The sequence below is a fragment of the Cohnella caldifontis genome, from assembly GCF_029360585.1.
Lineage (GTDB): Bacteria > Bacillota > Bacilli > Paenibacillales > Paenibacillaceae > Cohnella > Cohnella caldifontis.
Genome location: NZ_JAQZSJ010000003.1, coordinates 541,756 through 557,087, shown reverse-complemented (window position 1 = coordinate 557,087; position 15,332 = coordinate 541,756). Strand labels below are relative to the sequence as shown.

The window sequence follows — 15,332 nt, the reverse complement described above, 5'->3', positions numbered from 1 at the left end:
CAGGATCAAACTCTCCAAAAAGGTAAAACCTCCAGCGTTCCAAAGGAACGCACATCGGAAGCATAATCTTTCGAAGAGCCAATTGGCTCAAAAAGTTAAATCGTTGTCCGTCGTCTCAATGAAACGACAGGGTCCGTTTACGCTCGATGTTCAGTTTTCAAGGAGCAATCTTTGCTCGGCCATTCGGCCTTGCGAGTCAACCGCAACTCAGCGGCGACAGCTATTAACTTTACCAGGCATCCGCCGTGAAGTCAACTAGAAGTTCTTTCCAACCTCTTCGCTTCCCGTCCGGAATGCCAGCCGCCTCACTGGCGGAAGACAAATGTACCACATCTCCGTTCGGCAGCGCAATACTCCAGAATTTTGCAGCCGCCTAACGATCGGTATTGATATTTTAATTCCAATCGATTAAGTTGGAATTAAGCATCGATCGAACTTGGAGGTGTCCACTGTGGAAATTCCCATGTCTTACGTGAAAGCGAACCAGGTCGGCATCGTGGTCCTCGTGATCCTTTCCTTCGTTTTCACTCCATGGATTTTGCTCGCCTTGTGGCTGATCGAACTGGCCGGATTGCTAAGCGGGGGACGTTACAACTTATTCGTCCGCGTCGCGAAACCGTTCCTGCATCCCGAAGGCAAAGAGACGCAGGCTGCCGAATTGACCCGTTTCAACAATGCCCTGGCCGTTATTTTTCTGACGCTTTCCGTCTTATCCTTTTCTTTAGGCTGGCCCGTTGCGGGGATTGTATTCGCCGCCATGCTGCTGGCCGCCGCGGGCGCCGCCCTGCTCGGATATTGCATCGGCTGCACCGTATATTTTCAATACAAACAATTTCGCCATCGTTTCTCGCGATAACCGCGTTAAGCCGAGCCGAAAAACCTGCTTCAGCCCGCAGAGCGCCGGGGATAAAATACGGAACGCTGCTACACGCAGCGGCTGTAAAATAAAGAAAACCGTCAGACGCCGCTGACGGTTTTCTTATTCATCGGGGAATGCCTATTCCGAGACTCCAAGCAGCTTGAGCAACTCTTCTTCGTCCTCCAGGACGGGGATGCCGAGCTCGCGCGCTTTGGCCAGCTTGCTGCCGGCGCTCTCTCCGGCGATGACCAGGTCCGTCTTCTTGGACACGCTGCCCGACACCTTCGCTCCGAGCGCCTCCAACCGCTTGGACGCTTCGTCCCGGCCCATCTTGCTGAGCGTTCCGGTAAGCACGACGGTCTTGCCGTACAGCGGATGGCTCGCATCCGCCTCGGCCGCCGCCGGGCGTCCCGCTTCCGCCTTCACCCCTGCGGCGCGCATGCGGGCGATGCTTTCCCGCATCAGCGGATCGCGGAAAAAGCCCGCGATGCTCTCCGCCACGATGCCGCCCACGTCCGGCAGCGCGATGAGCTCGTCGGCCTCCGCCTCCATCAGCCGATCCAAATCCCCATAGTGATCCGCCAGCATTTTGGCCGTAGCTTTGCCGGTGTTCGGAATGCCGAGCGCATTCAGGAACGCCGCCAATTCCCGCGATTTCGATTTCCCGATCGCCTCGATCAAGTTCGCGGCCTTCTTCTCGCCGAACCGGGTCAGCCCCTTCAGTTGCTCCAAGGTCAGCGAATAGAGATCCGCCGGGTCCCGGACGCCCAGTTCGTCATACAGCTGCTCTGCCGTCTTGCCGCTGAACGTCTCGATGTCCATGCAATCCCGCGAAGCGAAGTGGGTGATGCGGCCGACGATTTGCGGTTTGCAGCCCAGCTTGTTCGGGCAGAACAGATGGGCGCCGCGCATCTCCAGCGGCGAACCGCAGCCCGGACAGACGGAGGGTACCTCGATCGCGCCGCCCTCCGCTTCGTCCGCTTTGCCGAGAATTTCCGGTATGACGTCGTTGGACCGCCGGATGAAAATCCGGGTGCCGAGCGCGTGCTTCAAATTTTTGCGTTCGATATCCCCGATGTTGTTGAGCGTGCAGTTCTGGACGGTGACGCCCGCCAGCTCCACAGGCTCCACGCGTGCCAAGGGCGTGATTTTGCCGGTGCGGCCGACCTCCCAAGAGACGGATTCGAGCACGGTGGTCGTTTCCTCGGCCTCGAACTTGTAGGCCACCGCCCAGCGGGGGAACTTGTCCGTATAGCCCAGCGCTTCGCGCGTGCGCATGTCGGTGATTTTAATGACCGCTCCGTCGATGAGGTAATCGAGATTGTTCCGATCGGAAGCGATCCGCTCCAGTTCGGCCTCCAAATCCTGAATCGAGGAAAAGTACTTGGCGTACGGGTTGACCGGAAAACCGTTCGCCCGGAGAAACTCCAGCATTTCGCCATGGCTCTTGAACGAAACCCCGTCCGCATACCCCACGTTGTAGAAAAAGGCGTCCAGCTTGCGGGATGCCGTCACTTTCGGGTCCAGGTTGCGCAGCGCCCCCGCGGCCGCGTTCCGCGCGTTCTTGAGCGGCTCCGCGGCGGTGCGGTTATACGCCTCCAGCACCGAGAGGCGCATGATGCCTTCGCCCTGTACTTCGATGGTGCCGCCCGTAAAACCGATCGTCAAAGGGACCGAACGGATCGTCTTCACCTGCGCGAGAATGCCTTCCCCGACTTCCCCGGTGCCGCGGGTCGCGGCTTGTACCAATTGCCCGTTCTCGTAGGTCAAGTTGAGCGTCAGCCCGTCGAACTTGAGCTCCAGCACGAATTCCGGATCCGGGAGCGGATCTTCCGGGTGCTTCGCGTTGTAATCGGCGATCAGCCGGGCGGCGCGCGCGGCCCAAGCCGTCAAGTCCTCCATGTTCTGCGCCTTGTCGAGGCTCCAAAGCCTGGACAAGTGGCGGTGGGGCTGGAAGTTCTTGAGAATTTCGCCGCCTACCCGGCGCGTCGGGGAATCCGGCAGCACGGTGCCGGTCTCCCGCTCGAGCCGCACCAACTCGTCGTAAAGCGCGTCATACTCTTTGTCGCTGATCGTCGGGTTGTCCTCGGTGTAGTATTGGCGGCCGTAGTCGTTCAGCTGGGCCACCAGTCCACGCATGCGGTCCATCGGTTCCGTCATGGATATCCCGGCCTTCCTTCCTCGAATGGGTTTACAACTTCGTTACGGGAGCAAACGCCGCCAGCAGCCGCTTGACGCCCACCGGAGCGGGGAAAGCGATCTGAAGCTCCGTGTCGTTGCCCGTTCCTTTCACCGCGACGACCGTGCCGACGCCCCATTTGGCGTGCTGCACCTTGTCGCCGGCCGCTAGGCTTTGACCGTCCGCGCCCCCTCCCGGTTTCGCCGATTGCTGCGGGGCTGCCGGACGCGCCGCGGGCGAGACCCCGTAAGCGCCCGTCGACCCGAATCCTCCGGAGGCCGCCGCCGGACGGGTCCCGAATCCTCCGGCGCCCGGGCGAGCCTCAAAGCCGCCGCCGCTGCCGCCGAGCCGGTTGGCATAGCCGCCATACGACCCGAGACGCCCTCCGGCCGGCATCGCCGGCTCCTTCAACTGATCCGGGATTTCCTCCAGAAAGCGGGACGGGGCGTTGCTGTTCGTCCGCCCGTACAGCAGCCGCATCCGGGCGCAAGTCAAGTACAGCTTCTCCTCCGCCCGGGTGATGCCCACGTACGCCAGGCGCCGTTCCTCTTCCATCTCGTCGTTGTCCAGGAACGCCCGGCTGCCCGGAAACACGCCTTCCTCCATGCCGACGATAAAGACGACGGGAAATTCCAAGCCTTTGGCGCTGTGCATCGTCATCAGCACGACGGCGTCGCTGGCGTTCTCCTCTTCCGTATCGTTCATGGAGTCGATGTCCGCGATGAGCGCGAGGTCGGTGAGGAACGCGACCAGCGACTTGTCGTCGTTCCGTTTCTCGAATTCCTGGGTAACGGACAGGAATTCGTCGATGTTTTCCAGCCGGGATTTCGATTCGATCGTATTCTCCCGTTGCAGCTCCATCCGGTACCCCGTCATCTCCAGCATTTTTTCCGTGAGTTCGGTGACCGACAAATACTCGACCATGGCGCTAAGATTATTCATGAGGTCCCGGAATTCATATAAAGCCGTTCGCGCCCTGGACGTAATATCCACTTCGTGCAAACTCTCGTTCAGCAGACGGAAAGTCGAAATCCCGTACCGCTGCGCTTCCGCCTGCAGCTTGTCCATCGTCGTGTCGCCGATGCCGCGCTTGGGTTCGTTGACGATCCGCAGCAGGCTGATGTCGTCGTCCGGGTTGGCGATGAGCCGCAAATACGCGAGGATGTCCTTGATTTCCTTCCGGTCGTAGAACTTGATGCCGCCGACGATCTGATAAGGAATTTCCGATTTGATCAAAATTTCCTCGATCACGCGGGACTGGGCGTTCGTCCGGTACAAAATCGCGTGGTCGCCGTAGCGCCGCCCGTTCTGCCGGTTTTTGCGGATTTCCCCGGCCACGAAATACCCTTCCTCGTGTTCCGAGTCTCCTTGATAGACGACGATTTTGTCGCCGCCGTCTTTATCCGTCCACAAATTTTTGGCTTTGCGTCCGAGATTGTTCTTGATGACGGAATTCGCCGCCTCCAGGATGTTGGAAGTGGAACGGTAGTTCTGCTCCAGCAGGATGGTGCGGGCCTCGGGATAGTCGGATTCGAAATTGAGGATGTTCGTAATGTCCGCGCCCCGCCAGCGGTAAATCGACTGGTCGCTGTCGCCGACGACGCAGATGTTGTGGTGCTTGTCCGCCAGCATGCGGCAGAGCATGTACTGCGCGCGGTTCGTGTCTTGATACTCGTCTACGTGGATATAGCGGAATTTGTTCTGGTAGAAGGCCAGCACGTCGGGAACGTCCCGGAACAGCTGGATCGAGAGCATGATCAGGTCGTCGAAGTCCAGGGAGTTGTTGCTTTTCAGCCTTCTCTGATACTGCTTGTAGACTTGGGATACGATCGTCTGAAAATAGTCCCCTTGCCGCTGCTCGTACTTGTCGGGGGTGAGGAGTTCGTTCTTCGCGCCGCTGATCGAAGCCAGAACCGCCTTAGGGTCGAATTTCTTCGTGTCGAGATTCTGCTCCTTCATCACGTTGCGGATTACGGACAACTGATCCGTCGAGTCGAGGATCGAGAAATTGGAGCCGTATCCGATTCGCTCGATGTCCTTGCGCAGGATGCGGACGCACATGGAGTGGAACGTGCTGACCCAGATATCCTTGCCGGACTGTCCTACAAGCTTAGAAACGCGTTCCTGCATTTCGCGGGCGGCTTTGTTCGTGAAGGTAATGGCGAGGATGCTCCAGGGAGCCGCGATACGCTTGCCGATCAGGTAGGCGATCCGATGCGTGAGCACCCGCGTCTTGCCGCTGCCCGCACCCGCCATGATCAGCAGCGGGCCTTCCGTCGTCACGGCGGCTTCCCGCTGCTTCGGATTGAGCTTGCTGACCGCTGCGTCTATATCAATGCCGTCTTGCGAAGGGACTTGTTCGAAAAACATGGCCTTGCTCCTTTACGCTAGATATTCTTTACGGCGTTAACCGTGGCGAGCGCCGCCGGCAGATCGGAATAGACCGCGTTGCCGACCACGACCGTATGGGCAGCCCCGGCTGCCTGACGCGCCTTGTCCGGGCCGTCGATTCCGCCGCCGTAAAACAGGTGCGCTTGCCGAAGGCTATCGCGGATTCGGCGGACCAGCGGCATGTCGCCGAACGTGCCGCTGTATTCCACGTAGAGGACCGGCACGTTCCACAATTTGTCCGCCGCCTGGCTATATGCGAGAATTTCGGCTGCGGTAAGCTCGGTGTCCGCCTCGGTGAGCCGGGCCACGGTCGAGTCGGGGTTCAGCACGAGGTACGCTTCCCCGACCGCGGATTCCCAGGGCAGGAGATGGCCATACTCCCGGAGCGCGTCGACGTGGCGTCCGACGATCCATTCCCGGCGGCGGCTGTTGAGCACCATCGGGACGAAGTAGCCGTCGAAGCCGGGCACGCCGACGGATACGTCGGACAATTCCAAGGCGCACGGCAGCTCGTACCGGCGGATCCGCGAAAGCAGTTCTACCGTATTGTCGTAGGTGAGACCGCTCGAACCGCCGACCAGGATCGCGTCCGTGCCCGAGAGGCATACGGCCTCCAGCGCCTCGTCGCCGATCTCCCGGTCGGGGTCGAGCTTGAACGCATGTCTCCATCCGCTGTAAAAAGAGGGAATCATGAAACCTCCGTAGGGCATGACTGTGTGTCCGATTGGCGTTTACCCCTAGTCTACAGGAATTCGGCGGTTCTTCCAAGAGAACGGCGGAGTGTTGTCGGGCGTTTGCGGACTTGAATAACCCGGGGCTCTAGAGGGAGTTTCTCCCTTTACAAGTCCTGCCGCACCCGATCAGCTGCCGGACGTACTGACCATTTCATGTTCTAAGATCAGCCCCTCGAACGACCTCATCACCGGCCAAACCGTGACCTCCAATAGCTTCTTCGTTCCCGTGAGATCCCGCTTCAGCATTTCCAGACGCTGCCCGCTTGCCTCGGCTTGCTGCTGAGCCAAAAACCTCGCGAATTCCTGTTCGAACGCCGACATCTTCCCCGACCTCCCGGCTAAAAATAAAACGCCGCCCGCCCTCCATGAGAGGGACAAGCGGCGAGTGCTTCACGCGCATGATTCCGTAAGTCGCGCATCAACCTCGTTACATTACGAGCGGTCCGCGACCGCCTGGGTTTCGCGCAGCTTCGCCTCCAGGTAGCTGCGAACCGCGTCCTTCAGATCCGGGCGCTCGAGCGCGAAATCGATGATCGTTTTCAAATAGCCCAGCTTCTCCCCGGTGTCATACCGATTGCCTTCGAAATGGTACGCGTACACCGGCTCTTGCCGCAGCAAGCGCGAAAGGGCGTCCGTCAGCTGGATTTCCCCGCCCGCTCCGGTATCCTGCGTTTCCAGCAAATCGAAGATCGCCGGGGTCAGGATGTACCGGCCCATGATCGCCGTGTTGGAAGGAGCCGCGCCGCGCGCCGGTTTCTCCACCAAGCCGCGCACCTTCAGCACTCCGCCATCTACGGAACTGCCGGTTTCCGGATCCACGATCCCGTAACGGGACACTTCGTCGTCCGGCACTTGCTTGACCGCCAGCACGGTGCTCTGCACGCTTTCGAACACGTCCATCATCTGCTTGAGGCAAGGCACCTCGCCCTGGACGATATCGTCCCCCAGCAGGACGGCGAACGGCTCGTTGCCGATGAACTTGCGGGCGCACCAAATCGCGTGGCCGAGCCCTTTGGGCTCCTTCTGCCGGATATAGTGGATATCCGTAAGCTCCGACGCCTTGCGCACCTCGGAGAGGAGATCCAGCTTGCCGTTCCTCCCCAAAATTTGTTCCAATTCATAATAGCTGTCGAAATGGTCCTCGATCGCCCGTTTGCCTTTGCCCGTTACGATCAGGATATCCTCGATCCCGGAAGCCACCGCTTCCTCCACGATGTACTGGATGCCGGGCTTGTCGATGATCGGCAGCATTTCTTTGGGCATCGCTTTCGTGGCGGGCAAAAACCGGGTCCCGAGCCCAGCCGCGGGAATGATGGCTTTGCGTATCTGTTTCATCGGACGGAAGTCCTCCTCGTATCGGCAGGTCTACCGACCGCCATGGCTCGTCGCTTTCCCTCCATTATAGCCTGTCCGGACCGATTCCGGAAACAAGTTTTCCAATAAGCGTCAACCCGCTCCTTACATTTTTTTCCGGATCGGATTCGAAAACGGCGTATACCTTCCGGTTGCGCTCGGGAACAATGGGCATGACAAGGAGGCATAACCTGTGAATCGGCCGTATCCCCCCAGACGAATCCGGGCCCTGTTGGCCGGGTTCGGAACCACGACGCTTCATCCCCGCAACCCGTGGACCGTCATGTTTTTCGCTTTTTCCTTCCCGGGCTTCGGTTACTTGATGCTTCAACGCTATTTGGCCGCCTTCCTCTTTATCGTTTGGGAAATGTTCATCAACACGAAAGCCAAAATCAATTCCGGCATCCTGTATACGTTGCTGGGAGATTTCGACAAAGCCCGGGAGGTCATGGATGAGCGCTGGCTGATCCTCTACGTGACGATTTATTTATTCAACATTTGGGACAGCTACCGGCTGTGCACGGATTTGAACAAACAGTATCTCCTGGCGGAAAGGGAAAAAGCCCCGATCGAGAATTTCAAGATGACGCCCCTGGATATCAACTTCATGGATAAAAAGCAGCCTTGGCTGGCGTTCTGGTGGTCGTTCTTCGCTCCGGGAGTGGGGCATCTGTATATCCATAAATTTTTGACGGGTTTGTTCATCTCCGGGGCCATGATGGTTCTGATGTATTACTCCCGCATTCCCCAGGGCATGCATTTCACGGCGGCGGGAGATTTCGCGGGGGCGAAGCGGGTCCTCGACATGCAGTGGGCGATGTATCTGCCTTCCATGTACGCGTTCATCGTTTATGACGCCTACGACTCCGCGGTCGAGCAGAACAAGCTGTTCGAGACGGAGCAGTCGGAATTTCTCCGCCGGCAATATCTCCATCCCTCGTTTCCAATGCCCCTTCGGGAAAGGTGAGGAAGATGTATGTCATCGCGACCTTCGAAAAAACCGTCTTCCTGGAGCTGGCGCTGACGGAACTCGAAAGCAAAGGGCTGGAGCGCGAAGACATCCTCGCCGTGCCCTTGGAAAAAAGGCGGCGCACGCTTCAGCTGATGGACACGATTCACCACGCGGACGGGCACAGCGTGCTGGATTTGGCCGCGATTCTCGGGACCGTATTCATGCTGCTCGGAACGATTTACGGATTCGTTCTGAGATGGGGGCCGATCCTGTGGGGATTAATCGGGGCCATCATCGGCGTCCTGACGGGATTCCTGATCAAATACGCCATCGTCCGAAAACAAACGAACCCGACGCCCGGAAACATCACCTCCGAAGTGGTCGTGATGGTTTCGTGCCCCGACCGCGACGGCGAATGGGTCGAGCATGTGTTGTGGGAGAACCGCGCGCTGGGCGTATCGAAAATCAGCTTCTCCCTATCGCCTGCCGTAAAATAAAAAAGGATAGGAACGCCGCCGCGTCGCCAGGCGGCATTCCTATCCTTTATTTCTTGATCAACTGTCCGCGCGTGACGCCCAGCTGGTTGATCGCCTTAAGCTTGCGCCACACTTCCGGCCCGCCGATGCGGCCTTCGATCGCGGAGCGGTACAACGCAAGCACCTCCCGGACTTTGGCGGCGTTCTCTTCCAGGAACTCGACCCGGAAAGAACGAACCCCGAGTTCCAGGAACGTGCTCAAATATTCCGATCCCGACTGCTCGATCGCGTTATACACCGTATTGCGGCAGCCTTCGTCCACCCGGACGGGATGGGACATGCCGATCCGGTCCTGCAGCGAAGCGCGGTGCTGCTCGCAAGGACGGCCGCAGTTCGTATAATCGGTTCCTTCGCTCAGGAACGTGCAGTACACGCAGTGTTCGGTATGGAACATCGGCATGTGCTGGTGGATGACCACCTCGAGCCAAGACGCGTCCGTACGTTCCAGCATGTCGACCATTTGCTGCACGTTGAGGTCGTACGACGGGGTGATCCGGTCGAGCCCGGCTTCGCGGAACAGGTTCGCCGTCTTGTGGTTGGCGACGTTAAGCGAGAAATCGCCGATCAGCATCGGATGCTCGTTCCCCGGGTTCTGCAGGCGTTCCTTCAGGTAGAAGTAAAGCGCCCCCGTGTTGCGCACCAATACGGCGTCCGGCCGCAGTTTCAGGATGTTCCTATGGTAGCCGTTCTCCCCCGGCATATGAATGCGAGGCGTCGCCAGCGCGATCGGCTTGCCCGCTTCCCGGCAGATCGCGATCGCGTCCGGGAACTGCTTGATGAACTCGAAATCGGCGTAAATCATCGCCGCGTCCGTCTCCGCGGCGGCCCGAACCTGCTCGAGGCTCCGGCACAGCACCGTCAGCCGCGCCTCCGCCGGGGCGGCATCGCGCGCGCCGCCGTCCGGACGTGCCGCATCGGCGTACACGTCCACTTTGCGCTTCGCATATGCCGGCGGCTGCTCCCTAAGCCGCTCCAGCTGTTCCGCCGCCTCGCGGCGCATCCGGTTCAGCTCCCGCATCGGCACGATGACGTCGCCTTTCAGCGACACGTCCAGCTTCTCCAGATGGAACAGCGTGCCGCCGAGACGGCCCAGCTGCTCCTCGAGCACCTCGTCGCCAAGCGGCCGTTTCTCGGCGCGTTCGAGCGGCATCTCCGATTCCACCGCTACCGTCGTCCCTTTGTTCAGATCCGTCCAGATCGTCCGAAGAGGCATGCCTTCCTGACCGAAGACGGACACCGCGACGCCGAACGTGCGGTAAGGCTTCTCCGTCTCGAACGTGCCGCGGAGACGGCGGTCCAGCGCCGGGTCGCTCGTCTTCCAGATCCGATGGCCTTCCCGTACCCGGCTCAGGTCCACGTCGTTGCGGCCGCAGACGATCTCGATCCGCTCTCCCTCCGGCGCTTCCCCTTCCAGCTTCGCGCCGGACCGGCGGAGGTCGTAGACGCGGCCCCCTTCTTCCTTCTTGGTCGGGTCGCCCGCGTCGAACACGATGCCGTCCCCGCGCTTGAGCGGCGCGTCCAGGACGCAGACGACCGCATCACGAAGCACCTTCTCCACCCGTCCGAGGTATACGCCCCGGCTTTTGGGGAACGTGCCCTCGACCAGCTGCTTATTGTTCGTTCCTTCGAGGAAGCCGTGCGTGAAGCCGCGCGAGAAGCTTTGCTGCAGCTCGCGCATCTCCTCCTTGCTCGGATCCGAGAGATCCCCTCCGAAATACTTATCGATCGCCTTGCGGTATTTGCCGACGACGTTGGCCACATACTCCGGGCTCTTCAGCCGCCCTTCGATCTTGAATGAAGTCACGCCCGCTTCGATCAGCTCAGGCACCAGCTCCACCGCGGCCAAATCCTTCGGCGACAGCAAATACGCCACGTCGCCCATCGGCTTCTGCACGCCGTCCACCATGAGATCGTAGGGCAGCCGGCAAGCCTGCGCGCATTCTCCCCGGTTCACCGAGCGGCCGCCCCACATTTCGGAGGTCAGGCACTGGCCGGAATACGAAACGCACAGCGCGCCGTGCACGAACACTTCCATCGGCAGCTTGGCCTGCTCGCCGATCTGCTTGATCTGCTTCAAGTTGTTTTCCCGTCCGAGCACGACCCGCTCCAGATCCCACGGCTTGACGAATTCCACCGCTTCCGGGGACGTGATCGTCATCTGGGTCGACCCGTGGATCGGAAAATCCGGCGAAATTTCGCGGATCATCTTGACCAGCCCGAGATCCTGCACGATCACGGCGTCCACGCCCGCATCGATGCAGGCTTCGATCAGCTCCCTCGCATCCGGGAGTTCGTCCTCGAACACGAGGATGTTGAAAGTCAGGAAACCTTTCACCCCATAGCGGTGCAGAAACCGCATGATCTCCGGCAGCTCGTCCATCCGGAAATTATGGGCGCGCGCCCGCGCGTTGAATTTCTCCGCGCCGAAATACACCGCGTCCGCGCCGTTCGCCACCGCGGCGCGCAGGCATTCCCAATCGCCGGCGGGCGCCAGCAGTTCGATATCTTCACGCCGCTTCGCGGCCATGTCCGTCATCGGATAACCTCCAAAAAGCCGCATCGTGCGGCATTGTTACTTTCCAGTATACCAAACGGGTCCGCGCGCAACCATGGAAAGCGAAACCGCCCGCCGGGAGCAGGGGCGCCGGCAGGCGGTCGGGGAAGCGTATGCGTTTATTCCGCCTGGTCCAGCTCCCGCTGCACGTATTTCATCGGGATCGCGAAATCCAGGCTCGTTCCGTCCACGCCCATCGAGGTTACGCCGATCGCCTCTCCTTTTTCGTTGAGGAGAACGCCGCCGCTGGACCCGTGGTCCGTATCCGCCGTATGTTGGATGTACGTGACGCCGTCATAGGTACGGATCGAGGAGACGATCCCTTCCGTCAACGTGTTTTCGAAGCCTTGCGGGCTGCCGATCGCGTACACCTTCTCCCCGATTTCCGGGACCTGCGTCGTATAGTCGAGCGAGTGCGCCGGGAGGGTCCCCGTGGCCGCCCCGCCGGAATCGTAAGAGGTCGAAAGCAGAACGCCGTACAAATCCAAATCCTCGCTATCGAAATAATACCAGTCGGACACGTCATAGGTGACGCCGTCCAGCTTGACGACGATTTTGGAGGCATCCTCGACGACGTGGTGGTTCGTGATGAATAAATTCCCGTTCACGACGAAGCCGGATCCTTGCGCCAAAGGCTCGCCGTCCGAGTCATACGTCAGCACGACGCCGACCGCGTTCTGCAGCTTGCCGATTTCTTTGGTGGACAGCACGGGTTTGAACAGATGGCCCGATACGACGAACCGATCCGAAATATCCGCGGTCTTGCCGCTTTCATAGTCCAGTACGGCGCCGCGGTCGATCGACACCGATCCGATCCACGTGCCGTCCGCGTCGACGTAATCGATGCCGATGGTATCCGCGTCCATCTGCGCAAGCTGCCTGAACTTCTCGAAAATCAAGTCCCAATCGGCGTCTTCGTCTTTGATTTTCGTGAAGGAAGCGAACGCGCTGACTTTCCCGCCGGCGCTGCTCAATTGAACGGAGCCAAGCGAACCGAGCGCGCTCCGGGACTGTTTATCGATCGCTTTAGACGGATCGGGTTTCTCGATGTTCGCGGTCAGCTTCTTGCTATCATAAGTGTAGTTGATGCCCAGTTGTTTCAAAACGTTGAGCGGCAGCATGACTTGACCGTTCAGGGAAACCGGGGGCACGCCCGAAGTTTTGTAGTCTTGGCCGTCTACTTTCACCTTGATGACGGGGTTGCCCTTGTACGCCCCCCACAATCCGGCCGCGGCCGCGCTGGCGGCTCCCGTGAGCAGAAAACTGCCGAGCACGAGGAATAAGATTTTTCTCTTCAAGGTTTCCAATCCCTTCAACCGCGTGAATGTTTAACGTGTTTAACTTACTCTAGCATAAATTTCCATAGGCGAAAATAGATAACGGGACGCAAAAAAACGGGCCGGGGAGCGGTTCGGCTCCCTGGCCCGTTTCGATCGCGGTATTCGTTCGTTACCAGCCGCTTACCATCTTGAAGTCGGCGATCAGGAAAATCACCAGCGCGACGACGGCAAACCCGATGGCGAACATATTTTTGCGAGGCCGCACAAGCAGCAATCTCACCAAGCCGATGGCGATAAGGATCGTAAACAGCACCATGAATACGTCGAAAGTCTGGAACGTGCTCGCCGATTCCTCCGCCTGCTCCGCCAAAAACATTGGTGGGCCCTCCTTTAATCTCATGCCTTTCCATCTTTATATATGTTAGCTTTTGCCTGCCCCGCTTGCAAGTCCGAACTTGCCGCCGTAACAACTTTGTCACACATCATAAAATTTCCGGTTCCGGCATGCTTTATGAACGCGGCACGAAAGCCGGCGGTCAAACGCGAATTTGCCGGACATCGGTTTAAAGCGGGGCCGATTTCCCATACTAGGGAGGAATCCAACAACTGGGAGGTATCCGTATGCGCAGGAAAACGCTGGCCGCGATGGCCTGCCTGAGCCTGAGCCTGCTCCTGTCGGCTCCCGCGATGGCGCAAGCCGCACACCCCGACCACCGCCACGGCGGAGACGGACATCGTACGGAGCAGCATCCGAAATTGGACTGGTCGGCTTATCCGGCCGACGTGCAGGCGTATAAAAAAACGCTGGATCAGCTGAAGGAGCAGCAAAGAGGGCTTTTCGAGCAATTCAAGCGGCAGCGGATGCAAATGAGATCGGCCCACGCGAAGATGACCGACGCCCAGCGCGAGGCGTTCAAAAGCCAGATCAAGGACTGGCTCGTCCAGCTCAAGTCGACCCGCCAGGGAATCCATGCCTTAAGCGAGCAAAAACACGCCGCATGGGAGCAGTTCGACCGGCACGCTTCGGCCAAACAATGGGAGGCCGCCAAGGCCGACATGCAAACCGTCATCGCGAAAAAGCGGGAGATCATCGTCCAACAGCAGAAAGTGCTCGACCTGCAGAAGAAAATCGTGGAGAAAATGCCCCAATGAGCCCGGGACATTATGAATTCGCCGAACTGAAGCCGGAAGTCGTGGACGAAATCCGCCAAGCAGAAAGCAAAATTTCCGAGCTCAGCGGACATCCGATTACCCTGATCGCTTATCAGCCGGATTCCGAGTTCCGGAGTACGGATTCACCGGCGGGCACGGAAACATAATCTCGGAAAGGAGGAGGCATGCTGCCTCCTCCTTTCTTCGTTTCTGCCGAACGACCCGATGGCTGAACCCGAACTACCGAAGCTTGCGCACCATCTTATAGTAGCCGGGCTCGCCCCGGAAGCCCATGAGATCGCGATTGATCCGCAGCATCGGAACGTTCGCGGAGTCATTGTGCGTCCTCAGATAACCATTGGTAAACCGCGCCGTACAAGGCCCCTCCGATCCCGTCGCCTCGGCGATCCGGATGAATGACGACGGTATGGACCAATTCCCCTGGCGCCGTCCAAGGCGCCCGCCACGCGATCGCGTATCCGACGACTTGCCCTTTCTCGTCTTCCGCCACCCATTTGGGACGATCCCATCCCATGAGCCGCCCCTCTTCGTCGTAATGGAGCCGACCGGGAGGGATCTGGTCCTCCACTTCCTTCAACCGCTCTCCCGTCGTCGGTTCCGACCCGACGAAGTTCAGCAGGTTCGCCGCCGCCTCATAGTCGTCCGGGTCCCGCAACCGCCGGATTTCGAAATTCCGCATCTATTTTGCCTCCAAGTCATTCGAATGCGTGTACAGCCGGGGAAACGGGCAACCGTCAGCCGATTCGGACCTCGCATTTTTTCATCAAATCCATCAGCAAGCCGAGCACGATCAAGGAAAAAACGAACAAGGCGATCACGAGCGGAAAGCTCGCGCCCGGCAACTGAACGCTGGTGTGGCTTCCGCCCATGAACAGCAGGGGAACACCCGTAATCGCGGCCATGACCAGATAGAGCGTTCCCCGGGTTTGCGCCATTCCGGCCAACTCGCCGTCGCCGTTCTGCTCCGCCCTCTCTTTAATAGCCGCGCAGATTTGATAGACGAAAACCGCGCCGAGCAACAGAACGGCCAACTGATAGACGAACGCCACGGGCCCCGGAAAAAGCTGCAGCCATGGCGCGTACAAGTCCGGGATCGAGAGCAGGAACAGGGCCGGCAAGCATTTGCGCGCCGTGTCCAAGCGCGGGCTTGCGAACGACATCTTGCCGAATCCCGCGGCGAAAAACAGATACGCGGCCACGTCGGGCAACATGTCGAATCCGTTCAAACGAAAATCGAACAGGAACAGAAATCCCCAGAACCAAGAGCGGAAACCCAATTTCGCGCCCTCCTCCGCATCGAATGGAAACCGTAATGATCATT

15 protein-coding genes are annotated in these 15,332 nt (G+C 59.2%); 5 read left to right on the top strand and 10 right to left on the bottom strand.

Annotated features, from left to right (window positions below):
• Nucleotides 1-451 precede the first annotated feature (451 nt).
• Nucleotides 452-856 carry a DUF4395 domain-containing protein gene (locus tag PTZ19_RS08300; RefSeq protein ID WP_276353677.1) on the top strand — a complete coding sequence of 135 codons (405 nt, stop codon included), beginning with the start codon at nt 452-454 and terminating at the stop codon, nt 854-856.
• A 141-nt stretch (nt 857-997) separates the two neighbouring features.
• Here the strand turns inward: PTZ19_RS08300 and ligA are convergent, their stop codons facing one another.
• The 5 genes from ligA to galU all read right to left on the bottom strand — a co-directional run bounded on the left by ligA (nt 998) and on the right by galU (nt 7,498).
• A complete protein-coding gene (gene ligA / locus PTZ19_RS08295) occupies nt 998-3,019 on the bottom strand; it encodes an NAD-dependent DNA ligase LigA (RefSeq protein ID WP_276353675.1) in 2,022 nt (673 codons plus the stop codon).
• Nucleotides 3,020-3,050: 31 nt separating this feature from the next.
• On the bottom strand, nt 3,051-5,408 hold the full coding sequence (pcrA, locus tag PTZ19_RS08290; RefSeq protein WP_276353674.1) for a DNA helicase PcrA: 2,358 nt from the start codon (nt 5,406-5,408) through the stop codon (nt 3,051-3,053).
• Between the two features lie 17 nt (nt 5,409-5,425).
• A complete protein-coding gene (gene pcrB, locus PTZ19_RS08285) occupies nt 5,426-6,121 on the bottom strand; it encodes a heptaprenylglyceryl phosphate synthase (RefSeq protein ID WP_276353673.1) in 696 nt (231 codons plus the stop codon).
• Between the two features lie 168 nt (nt 6,122-6,289).
• Nucleotides 6,290-6,484 (bottom strand): hypothetical protein, encoded by a 195-nt coding sequence (locus PTZ19_RS08280; RefSeq protein ID WP_276353672.1) that lies wholly within the window; start codon nt 6,482-6,484, stop codon nt 6,290-6,292.
• Nucleotides 6,485-6,595: 111 nt separating this feature from the next.
• The gene (gene galU / locus PTZ19_RS08275) at nt 6,596-7,498 is read right to left on the bottom strand and encodes a UTP--glucose-1-phosphate uridylyltransferase GalU (protein ID WP_276353671.1); all 903 of its coding nucleotides are present in this window, start codon (nt 7,496-7,498) and stop codon (nt 6,596-6,598) included.
• 211 nt (nt 7,499-7,709) lie between these two features.
• Between galU and PTZ19_RS08270 the strand changes: the two genes are divergently transcribed.
• Together PTZ19_RS08270 and PTZ19_RS08265 are read left to right on the top strand one after the other, a co-directional pair.
• Complete coding sequence (locus tag PTZ19_RS08270; protein ID WP_276353670.1) at nt 7,710-8,483, top strand: M15 family metallopeptidase domain-containing protein; 774 nt, start codon at nt 7,710-7,712, stop codon at nt 8,481-8,483.
• 5 nt (nt 8,484-8,488) lie between these two features.
• On the top strand, nt 8,489-8,965 hold the full coding sequence (locus tag PTZ19_RS08265; protein ID WP_276353669.1) for a hypothetical protein: 477 nt from the start codon (nt 8,489-8,491) through the stop codon (nt 8,963-8,965).
• A gap of 46 nt (nt 8,966-9,011) precedes the next feature.
• Here the strand turns inward: PTZ19_RS08265 and PTZ19_RS08260 are convergent, their stop codons facing one another.
• The 3 genes from PTZ19_RS08260 to PTZ19_RS08250 all read right to left on the bottom strand — a co-directional run bounded on the left by PTZ19_RS08260 (nt 9,012) and on the right by PTZ19_RS08250 (nt 13,214).
• Nucleotides 9,012-11,540 carry a U32 family peptidase gene (locus PTZ19_RS08260; RefSeq protein ID WP_422614980.1) on the bottom strand — a complete coding sequence of 843 codons (2,529 nt, stop codon included), beginning with the start codon at nt 11,538-11,540 and terminating at the stop codon, nt 9,012-9,014.
• A 137-nt stretch (nt 11,541-11,677) separates the two neighbouring features.
• Nucleotides 11,678-12,856, bottom strand: coding sequence for a S1C family serine protease (locus PTZ19_RS08255; protein WP_276353668.1), 1,179 nt, complete (start codon nt 12,854-12,856; stop codon nt 11,678-11,680).
• 151 nt (nt 12,857-13,007) lie between these two features.
• Nucleotides 13,008-13,214 (bottom strand): hypothetical protein, encoded by a 207-nt coding sequence (locus tag PTZ19_RS08250; RefSeq protein ID WP_276353667.1) that lies wholly within the window; start codon nt 13,212-13,214, stop codon nt 13,008-13,010.
• A 245-nt stretch (nt 13,215-13,459) separates the two neighbouring features.
• Between PTZ19_RS08250 and PTZ19_RS08245 the strand changes: the two genes are divergently transcribed.
• Together PTZ19_RS08245 and PTZ19_RS08240 are read left to right on the top strand one after the other, a co-directional pair.
• A complete protein-coding gene (locus PTZ19_RS08245) occupies nt 13,460-13,990 on the top strand; it encodes a hypothetical protein (protein WP_276353666.1) in 531 nt (176 codons plus the stop codon).
• Nucleotides 13,987-14,157: a hypothetical protein gene (locus tag PTZ19_RS08240; protein WP_276353665.1), complete on the top strand. Its 171-nt coding sequence runs from the start codon at nt 13,987-13,989 to the stop codon at nt 14,155-14,157. The genes PTZ19_RS08245 and PTZ19_RS08240 overlap by 4 nt, the downstream gene beginning before the upstream one ends.
• Nucleotides 14,158-14,324: 167 nt before the next feature.
• Here the strand turns inward: PTZ19_RS08240 and PTZ19_RS08235 are convergent, their stop codons facing one another.
• Complete coding sequence (locus PTZ19_RS08235) at nt 14,325-14,690, bottom strand: GNAT family N-acetyltransferase (RefSeq protein ID WP_276353664.1); 366 nt, start codon at nt 14,688-14,690, stop codon at nt 14,325-14,327.
• A 55-nt stretch (nt 14,691-14,745) separates the two neighbouring features.
• Nucleotides 14,746-15,288 (bottom strand): hypothetical protein, encoded by a 543-nt coding sequence (locus PTZ19_RS08230; protein WP_276353663.1) that lies wholly within the window; start codon nt 15,286-15,288, stop codon nt 14,746-14,748.
• Nucleotides 15,289-15,332: the final 44 nt, after the last annotated feature.

Bases quoted from the DNA above. Each gene is read 5' to 3' on its own strand.
- ligA (WP_276353675.1), bottom strand. From the start codon at position 3,019: ATGACGGAACCGATGGACCGCATGCGTGGACTGGTGGCCCAGCTGAAC.
- pcrA (WP_276353674.1), bottom strand. From the start codon at position 5,408: ATGTTTTTCGAACAAGTCCCTTCGCAAGACGGCATTGATATAGACGCA.
- pcrB (WP_276353673.1), bottom strand. From the start codon at position 6,121: ATGATTCCCTCTTTTTACAGCGGATGGAGACATGCGTTCAAGCTCGAC.
- PTZ19_RS08280 (WP_276353672.1), bottom strand. From the start codon at position 6,484: ATGTCGGCGTTCGAACAGGAATTCGCGAGGTTTTTGGCTCAGCAGCAA.
- galU (WP_276353671.1), bottom strand. From the start codon at position 7,498: ATGAAACAGATACGCAAAGCCATCATTCCCGCGGCTGGGCTCGGGACC.
- PTZ19_RS08265 (WP_276353669.1), top strand. From the start codon at position 8,489: ATGTATGTCATCGCGACCTTCGAAAAAACCGTCTTCCTGGAGCTGGCG.
- PTZ19_RS08260 (WP_422614980.1), bottom strand. From the start codon at position 11,540: ATGACGGACATGGCCGCGAAGCGGCGTGAAGATATCGAACTGCTGGCG.
- PTZ19_RS08250 (WP_276353667.1), bottom strand. From the start codon at position 13,214: ATGTTTTTGGCGGAGCAGGCGGAGGAATCGGCGAGCACGTTCCAGACT.
- PTZ19_RS08245 (WP_276353666.1), top strand. From the start codon at position 13,460: ATGCGCAGGAAAACGCTGGCCGCGATGGCCTGCCTGAGCCTGAGCCTG.
- PTZ19_RS08240 (WP_276353665.1), top strand. From the start codon at position 13,987: ATGAGCCCGGGACATTATGAATTCGCCGAACTGAAGCCGGAAGTCGTG.
- PTZ19_RS08235 (WP_276353664.1), bottom strand. From the start codon at position 14,690: ATGCGGAATTTCGAAATCCGGCGGTTGCGGGACCCGGACGACTATGAG.